The organism is Streptomyces oceani (assembly GCF_001751245.1).
GTDB classification, from domain to species: domain Bacteria; phylum Actinomycetota; class Actinomycetes; order Streptomycetales; family Streptomycetaceae; genus Streptomyces; species Streptomyces oceani.
Map to the genome: position 1 here is coordinate 26,785 of NZ_LJGU01000093.1, position 23,321 is coordinate 50,105.

Consider the following 23,321-nt stretch of genomic DNA (forward strand, 5'->3'; position numbering starts at 1 on the left):
GCGTAACACCGGAGGGTCGGCGGCTCCCAACGGGCGTCCACGCTCCGGGACGCCGGGAGACTGAGCGGTGGTGCATCCCCGGGCCCCGACGACCACGGCAGCTCTGATGCGCTGGTTACGCTGGCCATCGGCGCGTCACCGCCGGTACGGCCAGCCACACCGCGCGACCGGCACGACCTCTGCTCGGCCACCGGGCCGGGATGGGTAGGGTGCGCGCCATGGCCCGCCCCCGCAGCACTGCGGCAGACAGTGCGATCCTCGACGCCACCCGCGCCACACTGGTCGAACTGGGTTGGCCGAAACTCACCATGGGGCACGTGGCAGCGCGCGCGGGCGTGGCGAAGACCACCCTCTACCGGCGTTGGCCGAGCAAGAGCGCACTGGTGGTGGACGCGGTCGCGATCCTCTTCGACGAACTCGAGCTGCCCGACCGGGGCAGCCTGCGGGGCGATATCGAGGGCGTCGTCGGCTCGTTCGCCACCCTGCTGGAGCGCCCGGAGACCAAGACCTCGCTGATGGCGGTCGTCGCCGAGTCCACCCGTGACCCCGCGCTGCGGGTGCACATCCGCGAAGCCATCGTGCAGCGCCAGAAGCACCTCGTGCAGGAGGGACGGGACCGGGCCCAGCGCCGGGGGGAGTTGACCTCCGCGCCGCATCCCGGGACGGCCGCCCGCCAGGTGGACCTGATCTTCGACGTGATCGCCGGCGCGGTCGTGCACCGGGCGCTGGTCAGCGCGGAGCCGGTGGACGGCGCGTGGACGACGATGTTCACCGAGCTGCTGCTGGGCGGCCTCAGCTCGCTGGACGAGGCGAGCGATTCGGCCTCAGCGTACTGAGTTGACGGCCCGCGGCTCGTCGGGCTCCGGCGGCTCCGCCAGGCGGTTCCGCCAGTGCGGCAGGCACCGTCAAACGCCCTCGGCCGGTCCGCCGCGTGTCGAACCGGCCGAGAAGCCGTGCTGAGGAGTCGTGAGCAGCCGTGCCGGGGCAGGGACCGTCAGAAGCCGGGCGGCTCGGTGTAGACCCCCCACTCCTCCTTCAGCGCCCCGCAGATCTCGCCCAGCGTGGCCTCGGCACGTACGGCGTCCAACATGGGCTCGATCATGTTCTCGGACGTACGAGCGGCGGCGATCATGCCCTCCAGCGCGGTCCGTACGGCCGCCTCGTCCCGGGCCGCCTTGCGCTCCCCCAGGACCCGCACCTGATCGCGCTCCACCTCATGGCTCACCCGGAGGATCTCCAGCTCGCCGCTGACCGAGCCGGTGTGGCAGTTGACGCCCACCACCCGCTTCTCGCCCTTCTCCAGGGCCCGCTGGTACTGGAAGGCGGCCTCCGCGATCTCGCCGGTGAACCAGCCGCTCTCGATGCCCTGCAGGATGCCGGAGGTGATCGGTCCGACCGGATGGTTGCCGTCCGGCACGGCGCGTCGACCACGCTCCTTGATCTGCTCGAAGACCTTCTCGGCGTCGGCTTCGATCCGGTCGGTCAGCTGCTCGACGTACCACGAACCGCCCAGCGGGTCGGCGACGTTGGTGATCCCGGTCTCCTCCATCAGGACCTGCTGGGTGCGCAGCGCGATCTCCGCCGCCTGCTCGCTGGGCAGTGCCAGGGTCTCGTCCAGGGCGTTGGTGTGCAGCGAGTTGCTTCCGCCGAGCACCGCGGAGAGCGCCTCCACGGCTGTGCGTACGACGTTGTTGTACGGCTGCTGGGCGGTCAGCGACACTCCCGCGGTCTGGGTGTGGAAGCGCAGCCACTGCGCCTTCTCCGAGGTGGCGCCGTACTCGTCGCGCATCCAGCGGGCCCAGATCCGACGTGCGGCGCGGAACTTGGCGATCTCCTCGAAGAAGTCGAGGTGCGCGTCGAAGAAGAACGAGAGACCGGGGGCGAAGGTGTTGACGTCCAGGCCACGGGACAGTCCCAGCTCGACGTAACCGAAGCCGTCCGCGAGCGTGTACGCCAGCTCCTGCGCGGCCGTCGAGCCGGCCTCCCGGATGTGGTAGCCGGAGACCGACAGCGGCTTGTACGCGGGGATGCCACGCGCGCAGTGCTCCATCAGGTCACCGATCAGCCGCAGGTGGGGCTCGGGCTGGAAGAGCCACTCCTTCTGCGCGATGTACTCCTTGAAGATGTCCGTCTGCAGCGTGCCGTTCAGGCTCGCGAGGTCGGCGCCCTGCCGTTCCGCCGCGACCAGGTACATGCAGAACACCGGAACGGCCGGACCCGAGATGGTCATCGAGGTGGTGACCTCGCCCAGTGGGATGTCCCGGAACAGGACCTCCATGTCCGCGGCCGAGTCGATCGCGACCCCGCAGTGACCGACCTCACCGAGCGACTTCTCCTCGTCCGAGTCCCGGCCCATCAGGGTGGGCATGTCGAAGGCGACCGAGAGGCCGCCGCCACCGGCCTCCAGGATCATCTTGTAGCGCTCGTTGGTCTGTTCGGCGTTGCCGAAGCCGGCGAACTGTCGAATGGTCCACGTGCGGCCGCGGTATCCGGTGGCGTACAGCCCTCGGGTGTACGGGAACTCGCCGGGCCAGCCGATCCGCTCGAACCCCTCGTACGAGTCGCCCGCGCGCGGACCGTACACCGGGTCGACGGGGTCACCGGAGAGCGTGGTGAAGTCCGCGTCCCGCTTGCGCGCCGCGTCGTATCGCGCCTGCCAGCGGAGCCTGCCCTGTTCGATGGCTTCAGCATCCATGCCTGTCTCGCCTCTCTGCGCCCCAGACCGCGGGGTTTCCGGCGGCGGCTGCGGGCGGTAAATTACTAGGACGTCCTACTAATTGTCCGCCCGGGAACGGCCCGGCGCAAGAGCCGTCGGCCGGCGTGGCGCGTGTCGGCTGGGGCCGGACCTCGGCGCACAGGCATGGCTGAGCCGGTTCACACAGCCGGGTCGGTTCGCCGGGCCGGCGCATACGGCCGGTCGGTTTCGCCGGCCGGCTCGGCGTACCGCCGCTCAGGCCCGCGCGGGCTCCCGCTCGGCGCCGGCGATCAGCGGCTCCACCTCGCGCGCGATCCGGCGCTCGACGAAGAACGCGACGGTGGGAAGAGTCCCGGACAGCAGCACCCACAGCAGCTTGCCGAAGCTCCAACGGGCCTTCTGGCCGAGGTCGAAGGCGAAGACCAGGTAGATCATGTACAGCAGCCCGTGCGCCTGCGACACCATGAGTGTCGCGGTCTCCCCGGTGTCGAAGCCGTACTTGAAGATCATGCAGGTGCACAGCACCAGCAGCATGACGGCGGTGACGTATGCCATCACCCGGTAGCGAGTGAGCACGCTCTTCTTCATGTTCGGAGCCTATCCGTCCGCTCTCGGCGATCTTCGCGGGGCCCGGGTAGTGGCTACCGGAGCGGGTGACTCCGAGCGGACCGCACTACGACGGGTCGGGCCGCGCGGCGTCGGACTCGTCCGAGGCACGCGGTTCATCCGACACACGCGGCTCGTCATCGGAGTCGAAGTCCTGCGCCGCGACGCGCAGCGGGCGCAGCAGCGCGAAGATCTCCTCGCAGCCCCCGGAGTCGTAGGCACCGAGCCCGAAGTCCATGGCCATCAGCTCCTCGGTCGCCGCGTCGCACACCTCCCGACCCTTCTCGGTGATCACCGCGAGCGTCCCTCGACCGTCCTCCGGATTGGGACGCTTGGCCACGAGACCCGACTTCCGCAGCCGGTCGATGGTGTTGGTCACGGAGGTGGGGTGCACCATCAGCCGCTCGCCGATCTTCGACATGGGCAGCTCGCCCGCCTTCGAGAAGGTCAGCAGCACCAGCGCCTCGTATCGGGCGAAGGTCAGGCCGTAGGGCTTGACCACTGCGTCAACCTCGGCGAGGAGGATCTGGTGGGCGCGCATGATCGAGGTGATCGCGGCCATGGAGGGGACCGCCCCCCAACGGCGGGTCCACAGCTCGTCGGCTCGGGCGATCGGATCGAACGGCAGGCTGAGCGGCTTCGGCACGCACCCGAGGGTACCGGGCAGTCACATATTGGCCAGGGGCGTCTCAGCCATTGACCGACTTCGCCGGCCGACAGTCAGCGGTCGGGACGTCCCAGCGTCCAAGGCACGGGCCTCCGCCTCCCGAGCGGCCATCGGCCTCAGGAACCCGAGGTGGTGGCGAGCGTGGACTCCGGCTCGCCGCGCGCGGGCTGACCGGCCTGTTCCACCGTGACCGGCGCCGGCGGAGTGCCGGTAACCAGCCGCACGGCGCGTATCGTCCGACCGCCGAGCACCGTCGCCGGTTTCCCGGCCGGCCGCAGGCGCCCGGCCCGGTACTCGCTGATCCACCAGGTCAGCGCGGGCGCGATGGCCACCGTGAGCGCCAGCAGCGACCAGAAGCGCATCGCCACGTGGGTGTTCCCGAGCGCCACCGAGACGGGCAGCGACCCGCCCAGTACGACCGCCCACCCCAGGTGCGTACGAAAGGTGGCGGAGTGGTCGAGACTCGCGGAGCCGCCCTTGGGCGTCACAACGAACCGGCAGGGCCGGCGCAGGACCGCTGCGACCAGCGATCGGGCGTAGATCGGGGCGGACAGCGCGGACATCACCATGCCCCCCAAGCCGCCGGAGCCAGCGGGCTCGTGCGGGGAGACGTTGTGCCGCCGGTTCCACAGGTACAGGCCTACCTGGAGCGCGGCGGCGTCGCTGTAGAGCATCAGCCACACGGACGGCGAGAGTTGGATGCCGGACGCGCCGAGCCACAGGAACAGAGCGCAGCTGATCGCGCCGAGAATCCAGGTGAGCGCGCTCATCGGGTAGTAGGCGAGCATCAGCGAGTAGCTGAACAGCCGTCCGGCGGAGAGTCGGTGGCTGGTTCGGCCGTACTGCTTCAACAGAGTCTCGTAGGTGCCGCGGGACCAGCGCAACTGCTGGGTGAAGAAATCCGTCCAGGAGACCGGACCCTCGCCGACGGCCAGCACGTCGGGGGTGTACACGGAGCGCCAGCGGCGGTTGGACGCCGGATTGCGCCGACGGTGCAGTTCGAAGCCGGTTGCCATGTCCTCCGTGATGGAGTCCTGCAGCCCGCCGATGGACCGTAGGGCCGAGATCCGCACGCAGTTGTTGGTACCGACGAACATCGGCGCGCCGTAGCGGTTTCCGGCCCGCTGGATCAGCGTGTGGAAGAGGAACTGCTGGCTCTCCGCGAACTTCGTGACCGCGTGCTCGTAGTTGCCGTACACCTGTGGGCCGACGACGAAGGCGACGTCCGGGTCACGGAAGTAGCCCAGCATGCGCTCCAGGAAGCCGGGCAGCGGCACGTGGTCGGTGTCCACCGAGGCGAAGAACTCGTAGTCCTCACCGTGCGCGTCCAGCCAGGCGTTGTAGTTGCCGTGCTTGGTGCGTGCGCGGTGTGGGCCACGCGGCCGGTTCCACTCGGGTACATCCTTACGGGTGAAGTGCCGCACCCCCAACTCCCGGCAGAGGGCCTTGACCTCCGGGTCGTCGCCCTCGTCCAGCAGCCAGACGTGCAGCGTGCCCTCGTGACGCAGCCGGACCGCCGCCGCGAGCGTGGCCCGCACCATGGCGATCGGCTCCTTGCCGGGCACGTACGTCGTCAGGAACGCGACCCGGGTGCCCGGCTCCGGACGTACCGGCACCGGGTCGCGGGCGACCAGGGTGGCGTGCGCCATGGACACGACGTTGACCACCCGGAAGACCTCGATCAGTCCGAGCGAGACGAGCACCGTCGAGTCGAGCAGCACCATCCACGGGGTGCCGCCGTCGCGTTGGGTCCAGTGTGTCGGCCACACCAGCCAGATCAGCAGTACCAGGGACATGCTGGGCGCCGCCGTCATCAGCAGCATGCCGACCGCTCGGTGCGGTGCCTGGGAGAGCAGATTGCGATAGCGCACCCGGTACGCCGGCTCCGCCTCGGTGAGCGGTCCGGCGAGACGGCTGTACGTGTCGTAGTCGTAGCCTATCGGCGCCACTGGTCCTCCAGCCGATCAACTAACCCGATACAGCCACGAAAGTGGACATAACGGTCAGTGTCGAGCTGGATACGGCCGAGCGGGGCAGCGGAGCCTCGCGCCCTGGTCAAGCAGTGGCGGAGGGGTCAGGACAAGTGGTGCTCCACGGTCTCCACCTTCTCGGTCAGACCGTCGACGACTCCGGGCCGGATGTCGGCCTTCAGCACCAGCGAGACGCGTGGCGCCCGCTCCTCCACGGCCGCGACGGCCTGGCGCACCACCGTCATGCACTCCTCCCAGTCACCTTCCAGGGAGGTGAACATCGCGTCCGTACGGTGCGGAAGCCCGGACTCGCGTACGACCCGCACAGCGTCCGCGACGTACTCCCCCACATCCTCGCCGACGCCGAGCGGGGTGACGGAGAAGGCCACGATCACGGGTTGACCGCGTCTTCGGCCGGTTCCCTCCGGGCCCGGACCGCGATCACGCCGGCCTCCTCGTCCCGCTTGAGGACCCGGTCGCCGTACAGCCCGCCGAAGGGGAGCACGGCGAGCAGCACGAAGAACGCCACCCGGGACAGGGGCCACCGGGTGTGCCGCCACACGTCCGCGAGGAGCAGGAGGTACGCCACGAAGAGCACACCGTGGATGAGCCCCAGCGGCATCATCAGGAAGTCGATGTCCGAGACGCGGCTCAGCAGCGAGCCGAAGATAAGCAGTGCCGGGAAGGACAGTGCCTCCGGCACGGAGACGAGACGGAGCCGGTGCAGGGCGGCGGCGGTCTTGATGTCCACGGGATGCGCCTTCGTACGCGGGCGGGAGCGACCGGCTCCCGATGACAGACAGGGCGCACTCAGTCTGGCAGGTGTTCCGGACAGTACGGACACCAGGGGTGCCCTCGGGAAGGGGTCCCCGCGCGGCTCCGGGTGAGGGCGTTCCGGGAGGGAACAGCACCGGCGAACGTGCCGCGTCCCCGTGACGCGGCGGTAAAGTCGCCGGTATGGACACCGACAACGGCAAGCTCTGGCTCAGCGACGAAGAGCAGCGCGTGTGGCGCACACACCTGGACGTGAGCCGGCTGCTCATGCACCAGCTGGAGGCCGACCTCCAGCCGTTCGGTCTCACCAACAACGACTACGAGATCCTGGTCAACCTCTCGGAGTCGCCGGAGCAGCGGATGCGGATGAGCGAACTGGCCACCCGCACGCTCCAGTCGAAGAGTCGGCTCTCGCACCAGATCACCAGGATGGAGAACGCCCGGCTGGTGCGCCGGGAGAGCTGCGACTCGGACCGGCGCGGACTGTTCGCCGTGCTCACCCAGCAGGGTTGGGAGACCATGCTGCGCGTCGCACCCCACCATGTGGCCTCGGTGCGGCGACACTTCATCGACCTACTGCCGGCGGAGGCGCTGGCCCAGCTGCAGAAGGCACTCGACCCGGTCGCCGATCACCTGCTCGGGGCGGAGTGCGAGGCGGGCGGGAAGCCGGCGGTCTGACCCGGCGCCGCTGCCCGGCACGCGCCGGGCTGACGAGTCCGGCACGCCGCCCGCCAGCTAGCCGGCCGGCTCGTCGCGGGTGTCCGTGGCGCTGTCCCTTGGGGAGTCCGCGTCGCTGGCCGCGTGCGTGGTCGTGCCAGCCTCGGCGGCCATTGGCAGGCGCAACTCGAAGCAGGCGCCGCCACCTGTGGCGGCGCGCACGGCGAGCGTCCCGCCGTGCCGCTCGGCCACGTCGCGGGCGATGGCCAGACCCAGCCCAGCGCCTCCCGCGTCCCGACTGCGCGCGTCGTCGAGTCGTACGAAACGCTGGAAGATCCGCTCCCGCTCCTCCTCCGGCACCCCCGGCCCGTCATCGGTCACCGCGAGAACCACCTCCGCACCGTCCGTACGCACGACCACCCGCACCACGGATTCGGCGTGCCGCCGCGCGTTGTCCAGCAGATTGCCCAGGACCCGGGTCAACTGGCCCCGGCTGCCCAGCACCTCGGCCTCCCCCGACACCGCCGTGGAGGTCGTCCCGCCATCCGGCTCCGGGAGTTCGACCGACATCGCCGGAGGCTCGACGTCGGCCCTCCGGTCCAGCTCCGCCCGTACGAGCGCGGGCAGGGACAGCCGGGTGTCTCCGGGCCGCTCCCCCGCGTCCAGCCTGGCCAGCAGCAGGAGGTCGGCCGCGAGTTCCTGGAGGCGCACGGTGTCCTGCACGGCCCCCTCCAGGTCGAGCAGTTCGGGGTGCGCCGCGCCCACCTCCAACTGGGTACGCAGCGAGGCGATGGGGCTGCGCAGCTCGTGCGACACGTCGGCCACGAACCGGCGCTGCCGTTCCACCGACTCCTCGAGGGCCGCCAGTGTCTCGTTCGTCGTACGAGCCAGCGCGCCCACCTCGTCCCGCGCGGCCGGCTCGGGCACCCGACGGCTCAGGTCCCGGTTCCCGGTGATCTCCGCCATCCCCCGCCGGATACCCTCCACCGGGAGCAGGGCCCGCCTGGTCACCAGCCAGGTCACCGCCGCGACCACCGCCAGCAGCACGGGCAGCCCGATCAGCATTGACCTGCGGACCGACTCGACGGCACGCTCCTGACTCGCCAGCGAGACGCCGGCGTAGACGGTCACCGGGGTGTCGTCGCGGGTGACCGCCTGCACCGCGACCACGCGGAAGTCCTGCTGCCCGGTGGCCTCGCCGGGCGGATCGACCTCGCCGTCCTCGTCCACGGACAGGGTGAGGGTACGGTCGGCACTGTTCCGGTCGACGGTCACGCGTTTCGACGGCGACTCGGCGCCGGACGGGTCATCGTTCCCCTCGTCCTGGTCCTGATCCTGGTCCTGGCCCTCGTGGGAGTCCTCCTCCTGGTCATCGGCACCGTCGTCACCGCCGTCGTCGGCGCTCTCGTCCGTGTCGTCGGAGGCGGACGCGTCGGGTCGCGGTTCGTGGTCGCCGGCGGGCGGTCGGTGGAACTCGGCGAGGGCGGGCCGGCCATGGAGCCCCTCGGTGGCGCCGAGGACCCGGCCCCCCGCGTCCACGATCTGCACCGGCTCCTCACCGTCCAGCCCCTCGATACCGCGAACGCCCCGGTCGCCGACGTCGCTGACCTGCGCGGCCACCTCGCGAGCGGCCGACTCCGCCTGCAGCCGAGCGGTGTCCCCCAGCCGCCCCCGGAGGGTGTCTATCACCAGGAAGCCGGCGGCGACGAGCGCCAGCGCGACCACGAGTGTCGCGCCCACGGCCGCCCGGGTACGTACGGAACGCCTACGCACCGGCGTCCACCAGCCGGTAACCAGCGCCCCGAACGGTGCTGATCCACCCGGCGCCGAGCTTTCGCCGCAACGCGCTGACGTACACCTCGACGATGTTCACATCCCCCTCGTAGGCGAAGTCCCAGGCGTGCTCCAGGATCTCCGCCTTGGAGACGACCTCCCCGGCACGCGTCGCCAGTTGCTCCAGCACCGCGAACTCCTTGCTGGTCAGGCTGATCTCGCGGGCACCGACCCACACCCGCCGAGCGGCCGGGTCGACGAGGAGTTCGCCGAGTCGGAGGACGGGAGTTCCCGCCCGGGAGCGCCGGCGCAGCAGCGCGCGTACGTGCGCCAGCAGGACGACGTACGAGAACGGCTTGGTCAGGTAGTCGTCAGCGCCCGTGTCCAGACCTTCTGCCTCGTCGTACTCACCGTCCTTGGCGGTCAGCATCAGGACAGGTGTCCAGTCGTCGGCCGCCCGGAGCCGCGCGCACACGCGGTAGCCGTTCATGCCGGGCAGCATGATGTCGAGGATGATCAGGTCGTAGCTTCCCTCGGTGGCCCGGTGCAGTCCCTCGACTCCGTCGTGCACCACGTCGACCGCGAAGCCCTCGGCCGTCAGGCCGCGGGCGAGCGATACGGCCAGTCGGCGTTCGTCCTCCACGATCAGCAGGCGCATGCCTCCAGCTTGCCCGACGCAAGCTGAACTGATCTTCAGGTGCCTTCAGGTTGGCTTCAGCATCCGGCTGCGAGTTTGGAGCATGTCACCGGCCAGCAGGTCGGGGCGAAACGCTACGAAACGGAGTCACCATGTCCCGTGGACTCGCCCGCAGGCGGAATCTGCTCATCGCCGCGGTCGCCGCCGGCACGCTGGCGGTAGGAGGGACGGCGGCTGCCGTCGCCACCGATGACGACGGCGACCAGGAGCGGACGAACAGCAGTCAGAGCGACTCGCGATCGTCGGCGACGGATGATGACAAGGACGACCGGGACGACCGCGACGACCGCGACGACCGCGACGACCGCGACGACCGGGACGACCGGGACGACGACAAGGACGACCACGACGACCGGGACGACCGGGACGACCGCGACGACCGCGACGACCGCGACGACCGCGACGACCGCGATGACCGGGACGACCGGGACGACGACAAGGACGACCGCGACGACGACCGCGACGACCGGGACGACGACAAGGACGACCGCGACGACCGGGACGACCGGGACGACGACCGCGACTAACCCCTGCAAGCGCGGCGCCTGGCCGGTACGGTCCGTACCGGCCGGGCCCCGGTCAGTCGACCCCGGTGAGCCCGGCGATCAACTCGTCCGCCGCGGCGTACGGATCCAGCGAGCCGCTGACGATGCGTTCCGCAAGGGCGTCCAGGCGCCGGCCACCGCGTAGTTCGCCGATCCGCTCCCGGAGTGTGGTCAGCGCGATGGTCTCCGCCTCGCGCGCGGCACGCTTGGAACGCCGTTCGGCCAGGACCCCGTGCTCCTCCATCCAGGCCCGGTGCTTGTCCAGTGCCTCGATCACCTCGTCGACTCCCTGGTCGCGGGCGGCGACCGTCTTGACGATGGGAGGCCGCCAGTCCCCAGGAGCGCGGGCCTCGCCCAGGCCGAGCATGTGGTTCAGCTCGCGGACCGTGGCGTCGGCGCCATCCCGGTCGGCCTTGTTCACCACATACGCGTCGCCGATCTCCAGGATGCCCGCCTTGGCCGCCTGGATGCCGTCCCCCATGCCGGGGGCCAACAACACCACGCTGGTGTCCGCTTGGGCGGCGATCTCCACCTCGGACTGACCGACGCCGACCGTCTCGACGATGATCACGTCGAAGCCGGCCGCGTCCAGCACCCGGATCGCCTGTGGCGCCGCCCAGGCCAGTCCGCCGAGGTGGCCGCGGGTCGCCATGGAGCGGATGTAGACGCCGGGGTCCGAGGCGTGTTCGCTCATCCGCACGCGGTCACCCAGCAGCGCCCCTCCGGAGAACGGCGAGGACGGGTCGACCGCCAGCACGGCGACCCGCCTTCCGGCCCGCCGGTACGCGGAGACGAGCGCGGAGGTGGACGTCGACTTGCCGACACCGGGCGCGCCGGTGAGCCCGACGACGTACGCGTTGCCGCAGCGCGGGGCGAGCGCGGCCATCACCTCGCGCAGCTGCGGTGCCGCACCCTCCACCAGCGAGATCAGCCGAGCCACGGCTCGTGGTCGACCTTCCCGCGCCTGTGTCACCAACTGGGCGACGTCCACCATCAGCCCTGCTCCTTACCGTTCCGCACCTGGTCAACCTGGGGTCAGCCCGGAGTCAGTCCGGGTGATCGGTCACTTCCCGGGGACGCGCAGGATCAGCGCGTCGCCCTGACCGCCACCGCCACACAGCGCGGCGGCGCCCGTACCACCACCGCGCCGCCGCAGTTCGAGCGCCAGGTGCAGCAGGATGCGGGCGCCGGACATGCCGATCGGGTGACCCAGGGCGATGGCGCCGCCGTTGACGTTCACCTTCTCCGCCGGAATGCCGAGGTCCTTGACCGACTGCACACAGACCGCCGCGAACGCCTCGTTGATCTCCACCAGGTCGAGATCGTCGACCGCCAGGCCGTCCTTCTTCAGGGCGTGCTGAATGGCGTTGGACGGCTGGGACTGGAGCGAGTTGTCGGGACCGGCGACGTTGCCGTGAGCCCCGATCTCCGCGATCCACTCCAGGCCCAGATCCTCGGCCCGTGCGCGGCTCATCACGAGCACAGCTGCGGCGCCGTCCGAGATCTGCGAGGCGGAACCGGCGGTGATGGTGCCGTCCTTGGCGAAGGCGGGCCGCAACTTGCCGAGGGACTCCACGGTGGTGTCCGGACGAATGCCCTCGTCCTGGTCGAACACGAGCGGTTCACCGCGCCGCTGCGGGATCTCGACCGGGGTGATCTCGGCCGCGAGGGTTCCGTTCTCCCGCGCGGCGGCTGCCCGCTGGTGCGAGGCGGCGGCGATCTCGTCCTGCTCGGCCCGGCGGATGCCCAGGCGGCTGTTGTGCTTCTCCGTCGACTCGCCCATCGCCACCTGCTCGAAGGAGTCGGTGAGCCCGTCGTGGGCCATGGAGTCGAGCACCTCCACCGCGCCGTACTTGTACCCGGCCCGGGAACCGGGCAGCAGGTGCGGCGCGTTGGTCATGGACTCCTGTCCACCGGCGACGACGACGTCGAACTCCCCGGCGCGTACGAGTTGGTCCGCCAGCGCGATGGCGTCGAGCCCGGAGAGGCACACCTTGTTCACGGTCAGCGCCGGGACGTCCATCGGGATGCCGGCCCGCACGGCCGCCTGCCGCGCCGGGATCTGCCCCGCCCCGGCCTGGAGCACCTGGCCCATGATCACGTACTCGACCTGCTCGCCGCTGACACCGGCCCGCTCCAAGGCGGCCTTGATCGCGAATCCGCCCAGGTCAGCCCCGGAGAATGGTTGCAGTGACCCGAGCATTCGCCCCATGGGCGTACGAGCGCCGGAGACGATCACGGAAGTGGTACTGCTGGACGTAGCAGACATGAGGTTCCCTTCCAGCGGGAAGTTAACGAGGGTTATCTCCAAGATACTGAGCGGTACGCCGACGGGTCACCGGTATGTCACTGTGACCGTGCGCACGTTGCGTAATCACAGGGGAACCGTTGCACTGTCTGCATGTTGACACGTATTGATCACATCGGGATCGCTTGTTTCGATCTGGACACGACTGCTGAGTTCTACCGTGCCACCTACGGCTTCGAGGTCTTCCACACCGAGGTCAACGAGGACCAGGGCGTCCGCGAGGCCATGCTGCGGATCAACGGCACAGACGACGGTGGCGCCTCGTACATCCAGTTGCTGGAGCCGGTGCGGGCGGACTCCACCGTCGCCAAGTGGCTGGACAAGAACGGCGAGGGGGTGCACCACATCGCCTTCGGCACCGCGGACGTGGACACCGACTCGGAGGGCATCCGGGACAAGGGCGTACGGGTGTTGTACGACAACCCCCGCCGTGGCTCCATGGACTCCCGGATCACCTTCCTGCACCCCAAGGACTGCCACGGCGTGCTGACCGAACTGGTGACGTCAGCGGGCCACTCCACGGCAACGGACCACTGACGTCCGCTTCCACGGCCGGTAGAGTAGCGGTCGGGGCGGACTCTCCGAGATCTTGGGAGTATTCCGGGCTGCGCTCGGTCCATGTTCCGCCGATGATCTGACACCATTTCCCGTGCACGGGGGCCGGGGATGGAGCCAGTTCACTTCACAACGACCAGGGGACGGATGGGACCGCGCAGTGCGGGGCTACGACCGCTACGAGGCTGACGACCACCTCTCGCAGTTCGAGGCCGAGATGGAGCGCCTCCGGAAAGAGCGCGAGAAGGCCGTCGAGCACGCCGACGACCTCGGCTACCAGGTGGAGGTGCTGCGCGCCAAGCTGCACGAGGCACGTCGCGCCCTCGCCTTCCGACCCGCGGGATACGACAACCTCTCCCAGCAGGCCGAGCAGCTGCTGCACAACGCCCAACTCCAGGCCGACCAGCTGCGGGCGGACGCCGAACGCGAGCTGCGCGACGTCCGCGCGCAGACTCAGCGGCTGCTCCAGGAACAGGCCGAGCGGCAGTCCCAACTCGAGTCCGAGCTGCACGCGGAGGCCGTACGCCGGCGCCAGCAGCTCGACCAGGAACTCTCCGAGCGTCGCAGCACCGTCGAGTCGCACGTCAACGACAACGTCGCGTGGGCCGAGCAGCTGCGCACCCGAACCGAGCAGCAGGCTCGGCGCCTCATGGAGGAGACCCGGGAGGAGGCCGAGCAGTCCCTGGCCAGCGCGCGTGCCGAGGCGCAGCGGCTGGCGGAGGAGTCCCGCAGCCGGCTGAACAACGAGGCCGAGTCCGCCCGAGCCGAGGCCGAGGCGCTGCTCCGCCGGGCCCGCGCGGACGCCGAGCGACTGCTGACCACCGCCTCGGAACAGGCCCAGGAGGCCACCGACCAGGCCGAGACGCTGCGCAGCGACGCCAGCACGGAGAGCGAGAACGTTCGGCGGGAGGCCGCGGAGCTGGTACGCCGCGCCGAGCAGCGGTCGCAGGAGGCTGAGGCGGCCCTCCGGGAGGCGCGTACGGAGGCAGCGAGCACCCTGGAGGAGGCCCGGGAGGAGGCCGAGCGGAAGCTGGTCGACACCGAGTCCACGAACGAGCAGCGGATTCGTACGGCCAAGAGCGAGGTCGCCCGCTTGGTCGGGACGGCCACCGAGGAGTCCGAGAGCATCCGGGCGGAAGCCGAGCAGCTGCGCGCGGACGCCCGTTCCGAGGCCGAACGGCTGGTCGCGGAGGCGCGCGAGGAGGCCAGGACCCGCACCGCCGAGGAGTCCGCGAACCAGCTCGCGGAGGCGGCGCGTACGGCCGAGGACGTGCTGAACAAGGCGGCGGAGGACGCCCAGGCCACCACCAAGGCGGCGGCCGAGGAGGCGGAGCGGCTGCGGGTCGAGGCCGAGGAGGAGGCCGACCGGCTGCGTTCCGAGGCGCACGACACCGCGGAGGAGCTGAAGGGCGCCGCCAAGGACGACACCAAGGACTACCGCGCCAAGACCGTCGAACTCCAGGAGGAGGCCCGCCGGTTGCGGGGTGAGGCGGAGCAGCTGCGCGGCGAGGCGGTCGAAGAGGGCGAGCGGATTCGCGGGGAGGCCCGGCGGGACGCCGTCCAGCAGATCGAGGAGGCGGCAACCAGCTCCGAGGAACTGCTGGCCAAGGCCAAGGCCGACGCCGAGGACATGCGGGGCGACGCCAGCACGGAGAGCGAACGCGTCCGTACGGAGGCCATCGAGCGGGCCACCGCTCTGCGCAAGCAGGCCGAGGAGGCGCTGGAGCGGGCGCGTACGGAGGCCGAGGAGCTGCGCGGCGGCGCGGAGGAGCAGGCCGGGCGGACCCGTACGGAGGCGGACGAGGCGGCGCAGCGCATCCGGGACGACGCCGAACAGGCAGCGGTGGATCGCCGGTCGGAGACCGAGCGCGAGCTGGAGCGGCTGCGCTCGGAGGCGGCGGCGCAGTCCGAGGCCGCCGAGGAGGCACTGCGCGAGGCGCGGACCGAGGCGGACCGGCTGCGGGAGGAGTGTCGTACCGAGGTCGAGCGGCTACGGGAGGAGGCGGCCGAGCGCCGGCAGACACTCCAGCGGCAGGCCGAGGAGGAGAGCGAGCGGCTGCGGAACGAGGCCACCTCGGACGCTTCGCAGAGCCGTGCGGACGGCGAGGCGGTGGCCGTACAGCTGCGTACCGAAGCCGCCACGGAAGCGGAGCGGCTGCGTCAGGAAGCGCAGGAGACCGCTGACCGGGTGCGTGCCGAGGCGGACGCCGCGGCGGAGCGTACGAGCACGGAGGCGGCCGAGGCACTGGCCGCGGCACAGGAGGAGGCGGCCCGGCGGCGCCGGGAGGCGGAGCAGCTGCTGTCGGAGGCTCGGGAGGAGGCACACCGGGAGCGGACCTCGGCACGGGAGCAGAGCGAGGAGCTGTTGTCCTCGGCGCGGGAGCGGGTCGAGGAGGCGCAGACGGAGTCGGCGCACCTGGTGGAGCAGGCCGAACGCCGAGCCGCCGAGCTGTTGGCGTCCGCGGAGGAGACCGCACAGCAGGTGCGGGACTCGGTCTCCGGACTGCGTGAGCAGGCCGAGGCGGAGATCGCCGAGCAGCGTTCGTCCGCGGAGGCGGACGCGGCCACGCTGCGCCGGGAGGCCCGCGAAGAGGCGGACTCGGCACGGGAGTCGGCGGAGCGTACGGTCACGGAGGCGAAGGCCGAGGCAGAGCGCGTCCGTACGGCCGCCGACGAACTCCGGGACGAGGCACGGGAGGACGCGTCGAAGAAGCGCTCGGAGGCCGCCGAGCAGGCCGACCAGCTGTTGAACCAGGCCCGGGAGGAAGCGAGCAACACCACCACCGAGGCCGAGAAGCAGTCGGACAGCATGGTCAGTGCCGCCCGCCGGGAAGCCGACCGGCTGTTGGCCGAGGCACAGGCCGAGGGCCGGGAACTGGTCGAGAAGGCACGTGCCGACTCGGACACCATGCTGGACGAGGCGCGAAACGACGCCGTGGCCGTACGGGAGCGCGCCGAGGAGTTGCGTACGCGTGCCGAGAGGGAGGTCGAGCAACTGCACGAGCGGGCGCGGCGGGAGGCCGCCGAGGCCATGCAGTCGGCCGGGGAGCGCTGCGACAAGCTGGTGAAGGCGGCCGAGGAGCAGTTGGCGGACGCCGAGGAGAAGTCTTCCGCGATGGTGTCCGAGGCGGGTTCCGAGGCGAGCAAGGTGCGGATCGCCGCGGTCAAGAAGGCCGAGGGGCTGCTGAAGGAGGCCGAGCAGAAGCGGGCCGAACTCCTGCGGGAGGCTGAGCAGATCCGGGACGAGGCCACGGTCGAGGCACAGCAGACGGTCGACTCGGGCCGCCGGGAACTGGAGGTGCTGGAGCGGCGTCAGGAGGACATCAACACCGAGATCTCGCGAGTGCAGGACGTCCTTGAGGCGCTGGAGTCCTTCGAGTCGGGCGGCGCCGGCGGCTCCGGAGCCGCCGGTGGCGGCAAGAAGGCTGGCTCGGGCACGGACTCCGGCTCAAACGGCAGTGTCAAGGCCGGTGTTGCCGCAGGCACGACACGCACGAGTGGCAAGTCTTCTGATGGGTAGCCACTCGAACGTGCGCACATTCTCCAGAACAAACGGGCATTAGCTCGATGACACGCCGCAAAGCCCCCTAGGATTCCCCCCGAGACTCCCCCGTCTGATAACCCGTCTGACCCCAACAGGAATCCCATGAGCGACACTTCCCCGTTCGGCTTCGACGTCGTACGGCGTGGCTACGACCGCGAACAGGTGGACGACCACGTCCGGAAGCTCGTCGCCGATCACGACAGCGCACTGGCCCGCATCACCTCTCTGGAAAAGCGCATCGAGGAACTCCACCTCGAGACGCAGTCTGATAACCCGTCTGACCCGACAGGAACCCCATGAGCGACACTTCCTCCCCGTTCGGCTTCGAGCTCGTTCGACGTGGCTACGACCGCGGACAGGTGGACGACCGCATCACGAAGCTCGTCGCCGACCGTGACAGCGCACTGGCCCGCATCACCTCTCTGGAAAAGCGCATCGAGGAACTCCACCTCGAGACCCAGAACGCCCAGGCTCAGGTCAACGACTCAGAGCCGTCGTACGCCGGTCTGGGCGCCCGGGTCGAGAAGATCCTCCGCCTCGCCGAGGAGGAGGCCAAGGATCTGCGGGAGGAGGCGCGGCGGGCCGCGGAGCAACACCGCGAACTCGCCGAGGGCGCGGCCCAACAGGTCCGGAACGACGCCGAGGCGTTCGCCACCGAACGCAAGCAGAAGGCCGAGGCCGACGGCGCGCAGATCGTCGAGGAGGCGAAGACCGAGGCGGCCCAACTCCGGGACGACGCCGAGAAGGACGCCCAGTCGAAGCGAGAGGAGGCTGACTCCCTCTTCGAGGACACCCGGGCCAAGGCCGCCCAGGCGGCCGCGGACTTCGAGACGAACCTCGCCAAGCGGCGGGAGCAGTCCGAGCGCGACCTGGCCTCGCGTCAGGCGAAGGCCGAGAAGCGGCTGGCGGAGATCGAGCACCGCGCGGAGCAGCTGCGGCTGGAGGCCGAGAAGCTGCGTACGGACGCGGAGCGGCGTGCCCGGCAGACCGTGGAGACCGCGCAGCGGCAGGCCGAGGACATCGTGGCGGACGCCAACGCCAAGGCGGACCGGGTGCGCAGCGAGTCCGAGCGGGAGCTGGCCGCGCTGACCAACCGGCGGGACAGCATCAACGCGCAGCTGACCAACGTCCGGGAGATGCTGGCCACCCTCACCGGCGCCGCCGTGGCCGCGGCCGGGCAGCCGGCCGACGAGGAGGGGGCGACCGCCGCCGAGACCGAGACCGGATCCGGCGAGCAGGCGGCCACCAAACAGGTGCCCGCCCAGCAGTCCCGCTGACGGCTTCGGCGGTTCGCCGATCCCGTCGATGGTCCGGGCGCCCAGCCACCGCTGAGCCGCCGGACGCCATCGGAGCGGCCCCGTCCGGTTGTCCAGAGACGACCGGACGGGGCCGCTCCGGTGGACTGTAGCCTGTCGACCACGTAGCGTAGTCGTATGATCGAGCTGGAAGGGCTGACGAAGCGGTTCGGTACGAAGACCGCCGTCGACCGCCTGAGCTTCTCGGTGCGCCCCGGCGTGGTCACCGGCTTCCTCGGGCCGAACGGCGCGGGCAAGTCCACCACCATGCGCATGATGATCGGCCTGGACAGTCCGTCCGGTGGTCACGTGCGGATCGACGGGAAGCGTTACGACCAGCTGCGGGACCCGCTGAACTACATCGGCGCGCTGCTCGAGGCGAAGTCGGTGCACGGCGGCCGTACCGCCCACAACCACCTGCTCTGCCTGGCCCAGAGCAACGGCATCCCCGAGCGCCGGGTGACCGAGGTGCTGGACACGGTCGGCCTCACGTCCGTCGCGCACAAACGCCCCAAGGGTTTCTCCCTCGGCATGGGCCAACGCCTCGGCATCGCCGCCGCGCTGCTCGGTGATCCCAGCATCCTGATGTTCGACGAGCCGGTGAACGGCCTGGACCCGGAAGGCATCCACTGGGTGCGGACCCTCATGCAGCGGTTGGCCGCCGAGGGCCGTACGGTCTTCGTCTCCAGCCACCTCATGAGCGAGATGGCCCAGACCGCGGAACACCTCATCGTCATCGGCCAGGGGCGGCTGATGGCGGACACCTCGATGGCCGGCTTCATCGCCGACAACTCCCGGACGTACGTCCGCCTGCGCACGCCGGAGCCCGAGCGGGCCCGGGACATCCTGCGTGGCGAGGGCATCACGCCGGTGCCGACAGCGGACGGCGCCATGGAGATCGAGAACACCTCGGCCGCGCGGCTCGGCGAGCTGGCAGCCCGGCACCAGCTGGTGCTCCATGAACTGAGCCCGCAGCAGGCATCCCTGGAGGAGGCGTTCATGCGTCTGACCGCGGGTTCCGTGGAGTACCACGCGCACGCGGGCGGGCGGGAGGCCGAGCGAGCGGCCGGTGCCGGACCACCCGCGGGCCCGACGGCTCCTTCGCCGGGCGACGCCACCGCGCCGCCGGGCGACACCGGCCGGGGCTGGGGCGAGGGCTGGAAGGAGGGACGCTGAGCCATGGCACACACCACACGGGTGCTCCGGTCGGAATGGACCAAGGTGCGTTCGGTCAGGTCCACGCTGTGGACGCTGGCCAGCGCCTTCGCCGTGACGGTGGGACTGTCGGCGCTGATCTGCGTCTTCACGGAGTCCAGTTACGCCGACATGCCGGTCGAGCAGAAGGCCACCTTCGATCCGACCTTCGTCAGCTTCTCCGGCATGACCCTCGGCCAACTGGCGATGATCGCCTTCGGCGTGCTGGTGGTGTCCGGCGAATACAGCACCGGCATGATCCGCAGCTCCCTCGGAGCGGTGCCGCAGCGCGGCACCTTCATGGCCTGCAAGATCATCGTGGCCACCCTGCTCGTTCTGGCCGTCGGCATGGTGACGAGTTTCACCACCTTCCTCCTCGGCCAGGAGCTGCTCGGCCGCTACGGCACCACCCTCGACGAGCCGAACGTCCTGCGGGCGGTGATCGGGGGCGGCCTCTACATGACGTTGATGGCGCTGTTCACCATGGGCGTGGCCTTCGTACTCCGTAGTCCACTGCTGGCGTTCGGCATCCTGATGCCCTTCTTCTTCCTGATCTCCAACATCCTCGGCGGAGTGGAGGCGACCAAGGACGTCGCACAGTATCTGCCTGACCAGGCCGGCACGATGATCATGTCCGTGGTCGAGGGAAGCATGGGTGGCGGTGACCGTCCGTACGGTCCCTGGGGCGGATTGTTGATCATGTGCGGTTGGGTGATCGCCGCACTGGTCGCGGGATACGCCGTGCTGCGCCAGCGAGACGCTTGAGTCCGCGGGCTCAGCCGGCCACCACGGTGCTCGCGTGAGGTGCCTTGCCATGCCTGGCCAGTGGGCCCGTACAGACCTCCACGGAACTACCACACATCCCACCCGCTGTTGGCGGAACCACGCACCCCCCTTGTAGCCTCCCTAACCGTGTCGTGGGGCGCCTTCTGCCCCGAGCGACCTGACGAACTGCGTACAGGGGGCAAGATTGACCTCTTCCCCCTCGTAGACGAGGGAGAGTCCTGCGGCTCGCGCCGTGGGGTTTCCTGCTTCATCGCCGACTGTCCGCCCGGAGTGCTCCGTTGAGGTCTTACACCGGCTCCACAGGCCGACACCGCCAGCCCGGCGGCCAGGAGGTTCCTCGCGCTGGTCGTGTACTCGGCCGAGGCCCGGGACTTCTCGTTCAAGCAGGCCAGCTCCCCGGTCTTCTTCCACGCCGTCAGCAGCGCCGAGGCCTGGTCGTGGTTGACCCGCTCCCGCCGCGCCCACACCTGCGCCGTGGCCACGCTCACACATTTGCGAGACGGCGGTGAAGACCAAACCTTCGGGTCAAAGCACGATCTTTCGCCCTAGCGGCGAAACACCGCCCCTTGCCCTGCTCCGCGGGAGTTTCGTTTCCTCCCCCCGCTTGAAGGCGAGGGCATCCACGAAAGGAATCCGATGATCGAGGCGCACGGCCTCACGAAGCGCTACGGCGCCAAGACGGCCGTCTACAACCTTTCCTTCCAAGTACGACCTGGTTCCGTCACCGGCTTCCTCGGCCCGAACGGCTCCGGGAAGTCCACCACCATGCGGATGATCCTGGGGCTGGACGCGCCGAGTGCCGGTCAGGTCACGATCGGCGGGCGCACCTTTCGACAACTGCCGAACGCCGCCCGACAGGTGGGAGCACTGCTGGACGCCAAGTCCATCCACGGCGGCCGTAACGCACGCAACCACCTGCTCACACTGGCCCAACTGGCCGGAATTCCCTCCCGGCGAGTGGACGAGGTGCTGGGCGTCGTCGGCCTGCAGGACGTCGGGCGCAAGCGCTCCGGGGGATTCTCCCTGGGCATGGGGCAACGGCTGGGCATCGCCGCCGCGCTGCTGGGCGACCCGCACGTGCTGCTGTTCGACGAGCCGGTCAACGGGCTCGACCCGGAAGGCATCCTGTGGGTGCGGAACCTCATGAAGAAACTGGCCGCCGAGGGCCGTACGGTCTTCGTCTCCAGCCACCTCATGAGCGAGATGGCCCAGACCGCCGACCACCTGATCGTCATCGGTCGCGGCCAGCTGATGGCGGACACCTCGGTGTCCGAGTTCATCTCGCAGAACTCCGTTGACTTCGCCCGGGTTCGCACCCCTGAGGGCGACCAACAGCAGCGCGAGAAGCTCGTGTCGACGCTGGGCGAGGCCGGAGCGCTCGTGGAGAGCGAGGAGGACGGCGCGCTGAAGGTGTCCCGGTTGCCGCTGCCCCGCATCAGCGACCTGGCGCACGCGGCGGACGTACGCCTCTGGGAACTGTCTCCTCACCAGGCGTCGCTGGAGGAGGCGTACATGCGGCTGACCCAGGGCGCGGTGGACTACCGGTCGACCGAGGACCAACGCTCGGGGCTGCAACAGGTCGCGCAGCCCGCCCCCGGATACGCCCAGCAGGGCGGCATGCCGTACGGCAACGGCGCCCTCCCGCCCGGACAGCAGCCGATGGGTGCGCCCTACGGTCACGCCGGCGCACCCCCACAGCAGCCGTACGCCGGTGCTTCCGGCTGGCAGGGCTACTACCCGCCGCAGGGCCAGCAGCCCGCACCACCACAGACCGCACCGAGTGCCCCGACCAATCCTGAGGACCACCGATGAGCACGCCGCAGCAGTACCAGCCGGGCGCACCCGTGCAGGATTCGTCCCAGGGTCCGGGCTTCCCGGTCGGGCAGCAGTCCGGACCACCCGGGGGCGCGCCGGCTCCCGGTGCACAGGTCGCCGGCTACACCTCCCCCATACCCGTCAAGAAGACCCATCTCGGCCATTCCCTGCTGTCCGAGTGGACGAAGATCCGCACGGTGCGCTCCACCATGTGGACGCTGGCCGTGATGTTCCTGCTGGTCGTCGGCATCGGCCTGTTGACCGCGATGGCGCTGGGGTCGAGCGACGGCGGCACGACCCCGGTGCTCGCCGGCGGACAGTTCGGGCTGCTCCTCGGACAGATCTGCGTGATCACCCTGGGCGTACTGGTGATCAGCTCGGAGTACGGCACCGGCATGATCCGCACCACGCTCGCCGCGAGCTCGAGCCGTGGCCGGATGCTGCTGGCCAAGTCGCTCGTCTTCTTCTTCGTCGCGTTCGTGACCACGACCCTGGCCAGCACGCTCACCGCGATGATCCAGTCATCCATGGTCGGCGGCCAGCAGGTCGACCCAGCCAGCCTTCCGGAGGACCGGCAGGACTCGGTGGAGAACGGCAAGCTGATCGCCACCAGCGACGAGTGGCTGGATGCCACCGTCGGCGCGGGTCTCTACGTCGCACTGATCGGACTGCTGGCCCTGGCGATCGGCGCGATGCTGCGGCACTCCGCCGGAGCGATCACCACCATGCTGGGCGTGATCCTCGTACCGCCGATCGCGGGCTCGATCATGCTCGGTACCGGCCTGAAGGACACCGCCGAGGCGCTTCTCGAGTACTCCCCGATGAACGGCCTCTCCACCCTCTTCGGGACGCCCATGCTGCCGGGTGACGCGGCACTCTCCGGCACCGGCCATCTCGGCCTGCTGGCCGGGGTGACGGTCGCGGCGCTGATTGGCGCGTACGCCATGCTCACCTCTCGGGACGTCTGACCCGTCCGTCCAGGTCGATGGCCATGACCGGGTGGCGACGCGTGGATCGACGCGTCGCCACCCGGTTCGTGCTACGAGGCGACCCGCGGACTTCCCAACCGCTTCCGTCACTCGACCACTTCAGCTGATCCGCCACGTCAGAGCTCCAGCGGCCCCCGGCTGGGCTCAGTAGCGCGGAGCGTCGCGCGAGCGCCGGACCCGCGCGCCTCTGCGCTCCCTAGCGTTCCAGCAGGACGTGTGCCAGTGCCTGCGGTCGTCCACCGGCCCGTGCCGCGCCCACGCCACCACATGCGCCACCCCCGCAGGGATCTCCTGGTCACATCCGGGACATCGGTAGCGCTTGCCTGCCGCGCCCCCGCCGACCGGCCGTACGAGCCATTCCTCGCCGCGCCACTCATCGACCCGCTCCAGACCGTACGACCGGCCCGGCTCGGTGTCGCGGTCAGCACGCCCGAGTGGCCTGTCGCTGGCG

Annotated in this window: 20 protein-coding genes and 2 pseudogenes; 11 read left to right on the forward strand and 11 right to left on the reverse strand. The window is 70.2% G+C overall.

From position 1 onward, the window contains the following. Positions 1-218 precede the first annotated feature (218 nt). Positions 219-836 carry a TetR/AcrR family transcriptional regulator gene (locus tag AN216_RS01565; RefSeq protein WP_244502273.1) on the forward strand — a complete coding sequence of 206 codons (618 nt, stop codon included), beginning with the start codon at positions 219-221 and terminating at the stop codon, positions 834-836. A gap of 158 nt (positions 837-994) precedes the next feature. On the opposite strand, the gene AN216_RS01570 is transcribed toward AN216_RS01565, so the two are convergent. From AN216_RS01570 to AN216_RS01595, 6 genes are all read right to left on the reverse strand, one after another. Continuing rightward, entirely contained in the window at positions 995-2,695 is a 1,701-nt protein-coding gene (locus AN216_RS01570) for a coenzyme B12-dependent isobutyryl-CoA mutase large subunit (RefSeq protein WP_070194745.1), read from the reverse strand. Between the two features lie 255 nt (positions 2,696-2,950). After that, positions 2,951-3,283, reverse strand: coding sequence for a DUF3817 domain-containing protein (locus AN216_RS01575; RefSeq protein ID WP_070194746.1), 333 nt, complete (start codon positions 3,281-3,283; stop codon positions 2,951-2,953). 85 nt (positions 3,284-3,368) lie between these two features. Further along, positions 3,369-3,947 carry a MarR family winged helix-turn-helix transcriptional regulator gene (locus tag AN216_RS01580; protein ID WP_107401866.1) on the reverse strand — a complete coding sequence of 193 codons (579 nt, stop codon included), beginning with the start codon at positions 3,945-3,947 and terminating at the stop codon, positions 3,369-3,371. Between the two features lie 137 nt (positions 3,948-4,084). Next, positions 4,085-5,917, reverse strand: a complete 1,833-nt coding sequence (locus AN216_RS01585; RefSeq protein WP_079166121.1) for a glycosyltransferase family 2 protein — start codon at positions 5,915-5,917, stop codon at positions 4,085-4,087. Between the two features lie 125 nt (positions 5,918-6,042). Next, the gene (locus AN216_RS01590; RefSeq protein ID WP_070194747.1) at positions 6,043-6,333 is read right to left on the reverse strand and encodes an MTH1187 family thiamine-binding protein; all 291 of its coding nucleotides are present in this window, start codon (positions 6,331-6,333) and stop codon (positions 6,043-6,045) included. Continuing rightward, entirely contained in the window at positions 6,330-6,689 is a 360-nt protein-coding gene (locus AN216_RS01595; RefSeq protein ID WP_070194748.1) for a DUF3817 domain-containing protein, read from the reverse strand. Before AN216_RS01595 ends, AN216_RS01590 begins: the two co-directional genes overlap by 4 nt. 206 nt (positions 6,690-6,895) lie before the next feature. Between AN216_RS01595 and AN216_RS01600 the strand changes: the two genes are divergently transcribed. Then, positions 6,896-7,390 carry a MarR family winged helix-turn-helix transcriptional regulator gene (locus AN216_RS01600; RefSeq protein ID WP_070194749.1) on the forward strand — a complete coding sequence of 165 codons (495 nt, stop codon included), beginning with the start codon at positions 6,896-6,898 and terminating at the stop codon, positions 7,388-7,390. A 57-nt stretch (positions 7,391-7,447) separates the two neighbouring features. On the opposite strand, the gene AN216_RS01605 is transcribed toward AN216_RS01600, so the two are convergent. Next, positions 7,448-9,109, reverse strand: a complete 1,662-nt coding sequence (locus AN216_RS01605) for a sensor histidine kinase (protein ID WP_420855676.1) — start codon at positions 9,107-9,109, stop codon at positions 7,448-7,450. A gap of 25 nt (positions 9,110-9,134) precedes the next feature. Then, entirely contained in the window at positions 9,135-9,800 is a 666-nt protein-coding gene (locus AN216_RS01610) for a response regulator transcription factor (protein ID WP_070194751.1), read from the reverse strand. 131 nt (positions 9,801-9,931) lie between these two features. Here AN216_RS01610 and AN216_RS27950 point away from each other — a divergent pair, with 131 nt between their 5' ends. Continuing rightward, entirely contained in the window at positions 9,932-10,366 is a 435-nt protein-coding gene (locus AN216_RS27950; protein ID WP_070194752.1) for a hypothetical protein, read from the forward strand. Between the two features lie 52 nt (positions 10,367-10,418). On the opposite strand, the gene meaB is transcribed toward AN216_RS27950, so the two are convergent. Together meaB and AN216_RS01625 are read right to left on the reverse strand one after the other, a co-directional pair. After that, a complete protein-coding gene (gene meaB, locus AN216_RS01620) occupies positions 10,419-11,378 on the reverse strand; it encodes a methylmalonyl Co-A mutase-associated GTPase MeaB (RefSeq protein ID WP_070194753.1) in 960 nt (319 codons plus the stop codon). Between the two features lie 69 nt (positions 11,379-11,447). Continuing rightward, entirely contained in the window at positions 11,448-12,653 is a 1,206-nt protein-coding gene (locus AN216_RS01625) for an acetyl-CoA C-acetyltransferase (RefSeq protein ID WP_079166122.1), read from the reverse strand. 132 nt (positions 12,654-12,785) lie between these two features. Between AN216_RS01625 and mce the strand changes: the two genes are divergently transcribed. The 6 genes and pseudogenes from mce to AN216_RS01655 all read left to right on the forward strand — a co-directional run bounded on the left by mce (position 12,786) and on the right by AN216_RS01655 (position 20,045). Next, a complete protein-coding gene (gene mce, locus AN216_RS01630) occupies positions 12,786-13,229 on the forward strand; it encodes a methylmalonyl-CoA epimerase (RefSeq protein ID WP_070194755.1) in 444 nt (147 codons plus the stop codon). A 178-nt stretch (positions 13,230-13,407) separates the two neighbouring features. Continuing rightward, entirely contained in the window at positions 13,408-16,767 is a 3,360-nt protein-coding gene (gene scy, locus AN216_RS01635) for a polarized growth protein Scy (protein WP_070194756.1), read from the forward strand. Between the two features lie 126 nt (positions 16,768-16,893). Continuing rightward, a pseudogene (locus AN216_RS01640) lies at positions 16,894-17,058 on the forward strand (DivIVA domain-containing protein); the annotation flags it as partial. A gap of 29 nt (positions 17,059-17,087) precedes the next feature. Then, a complete protein-coding gene (locus AN216_RS01645) occupies positions 17,088-18,068 on the forward strand; it encodes a coiled-coil domain-containing protein (protein ID WP_070194758.1) in 981 nt (326 codons plus the stop codon). A 156-nt stretch (positions 18,069-18,224) separates the two neighbouring features. Next, positions 18,225-19,262 (forward strand): ATP-binding cassette domain-containing protein, encoded by a 1,038-nt coding sequence (locus AN216_RS01650; RefSeq protein WP_070194759.1) that lies wholly within the window; start codon positions 18,225-18,227, stop codon positions 19,260-19,262. Between the two features lie 3 nt (positions 19,263-19,265). Next, entirely contained in the window at positions 19,266-20,045 is a 780-nt protein-coding gene (locus tag AN216_RS01655) for an ABC-2 transporter permease (protein WP_070194760.1), read from the forward strand. 242 nt (positions 20,046-20,287) lie between these two features. On the opposite strand, the pseudogene AN216_RS29880 reads toward AN216_RS01655, so the two are convergent. Further along, a pseudogene (locus tag AN216_RS29880) lies at positions 20,288-20,410 on the reverse strand (RNA-guided endonuclease TnpB family protein); the annotation flags it as partial. A 292-nt stretch (positions 20,411-20,702) separates the two neighbouring features. On the opposite strand from AN216_RS29880, the gene AN216_RS01665 reads away from it, so the two are divergent. Both AN216_RS01665 and AN216_RS01670 read left to right on the forward strand, forming a co-directional pair. Beyond that, entirely contained in the window at positions 20,703-21,878 is a 1,176-nt protein-coding gene (locus tag AN216_RS01665) for an ABC transporter ATP-binding protein (protein ID WP_070194762.1), read from the forward strand. Next, positions 21,875-22,849 carry an ABC transporter permease gene (locus AN216_RS01670; protein ID WP_070194763.1) on the forward strand — a complete coding sequence of 325 codons (975 nt, stop codon included), beginning with the start codon at positions 21,875-21,877 and terminating at the stop codon, positions 22,847-22,849. The genes AN216_RS01665 and AN216_RS01670 overlap by 4 nt, the downstream gene beginning before the upstream one ends. Positions 22,850-23,321 lie beyond the last annotated feature (472 nt).

What these genes read in the sequence shown, in the direction of transcription:
- AN216_RS01565 (WP_244502273.1), top strand. Translation starts at nt 219, where the DNA reads ATGGCCCGCCCCCGCAGCACTGCGGCAGACAGTGCGATCCTCGACGCC.
- AN216_RS01570 (WP_070194745.1), bottom strand. Translation starts at nt 2,695, where the DNA reads ATGGATGCTGAAGCCATCGAACAGGGCAGGCTCCGCTGGCAGGCGCGA.
- AN216_RS01575 (WP_070194746.1), bottom strand. Translation starts at nt 3,283, where the DNA reads ATGAAGAAGAGCGTGCTCACTCGCTACCGGGTGATGGCATACGTCACC.
- AN216_RS01600 (WP_070194749.1), top strand. Translation starts at nt 6,896, where the DNA reads ATGGACACCGACAACGGCAAGCTCTGGCTCAGCGACGAAGAGCAGCGC.
- AN216_RS01610 (WP_070194751.1), bottom strand. Translation starts at nt 9,800, where the DNA reads ATGCGCCTGCTGATCGTGGAGGACGAACGCCGACTGGCCGTATCGCTC.
- AN216_RS27950 (WP_070194752.1), top strand. Translation starts at nt 9,932, where the DNA reads ATGTCCCGTGGACTCGCCCGCAGGCGGAATCTGCTCATCGCCGCGGTC.
- meaB (WP_070194753.1), bottom strand. Translation starts at nt 11,378, where the DNA reads ATGGTGGACGTCGCCCAGTTGGTGACACAGGCGCGGGAAGGTCGACCA.
- AN216_RS01625 (WP_079166122.1), bottom strand. Translation starts at nt 12,653, where the DNA reads ATGTCTGCTACGTCCAGCAGTACCACTTCCGTGATCGTCTCCGGCGCT.
- mce (WP_070194755.1), top strand. Translation starts at nt 12,786, where the DNA reads ATGTTGACACGTATTGATCACATCGGGATCGCTTGTTTCGATCTGGAC.
- AN216_RS01645 (WP_070194758.1), top strand. Translation starts at nt 17,088, where the DNA reads ATGAGCGACACTTCCTCCCCGTTCGGCTTCGAGCTCGTTCGACGTGGC.
- AN216_RS01650 (WP_070194759.1), top strand. Translation starts at nt 18,225, where the DNA reads ATGATCGAGCTGGAAGGGCTGACGAAGCGGTTCGGTACGAAGACCGCC.
- AN216_RS01655 (WP_070194760.1), top strand. Translation starts at nt 19,266, where the DNA reads ATGGCACACACCACACGGGTGCTCCGGTCGGAATGGACCAAGGTGCGT.
- AN216_RS01665 (WP_070194762.1), top strand. Translation starts at nt 20,703, where the DNA reads ATGATCGAGGCGCACGGCCTCACGAAGCGCTACGGCGCCAAGACGGCC.
- AN216_RS01670 (WP_070194763.1), top strand. Translation starts at nt 21,875, where the DNA reads ATGAGCACGCCGCAGCAGTACCAGCCGGGCGCACCCGTGCAGGATTCG.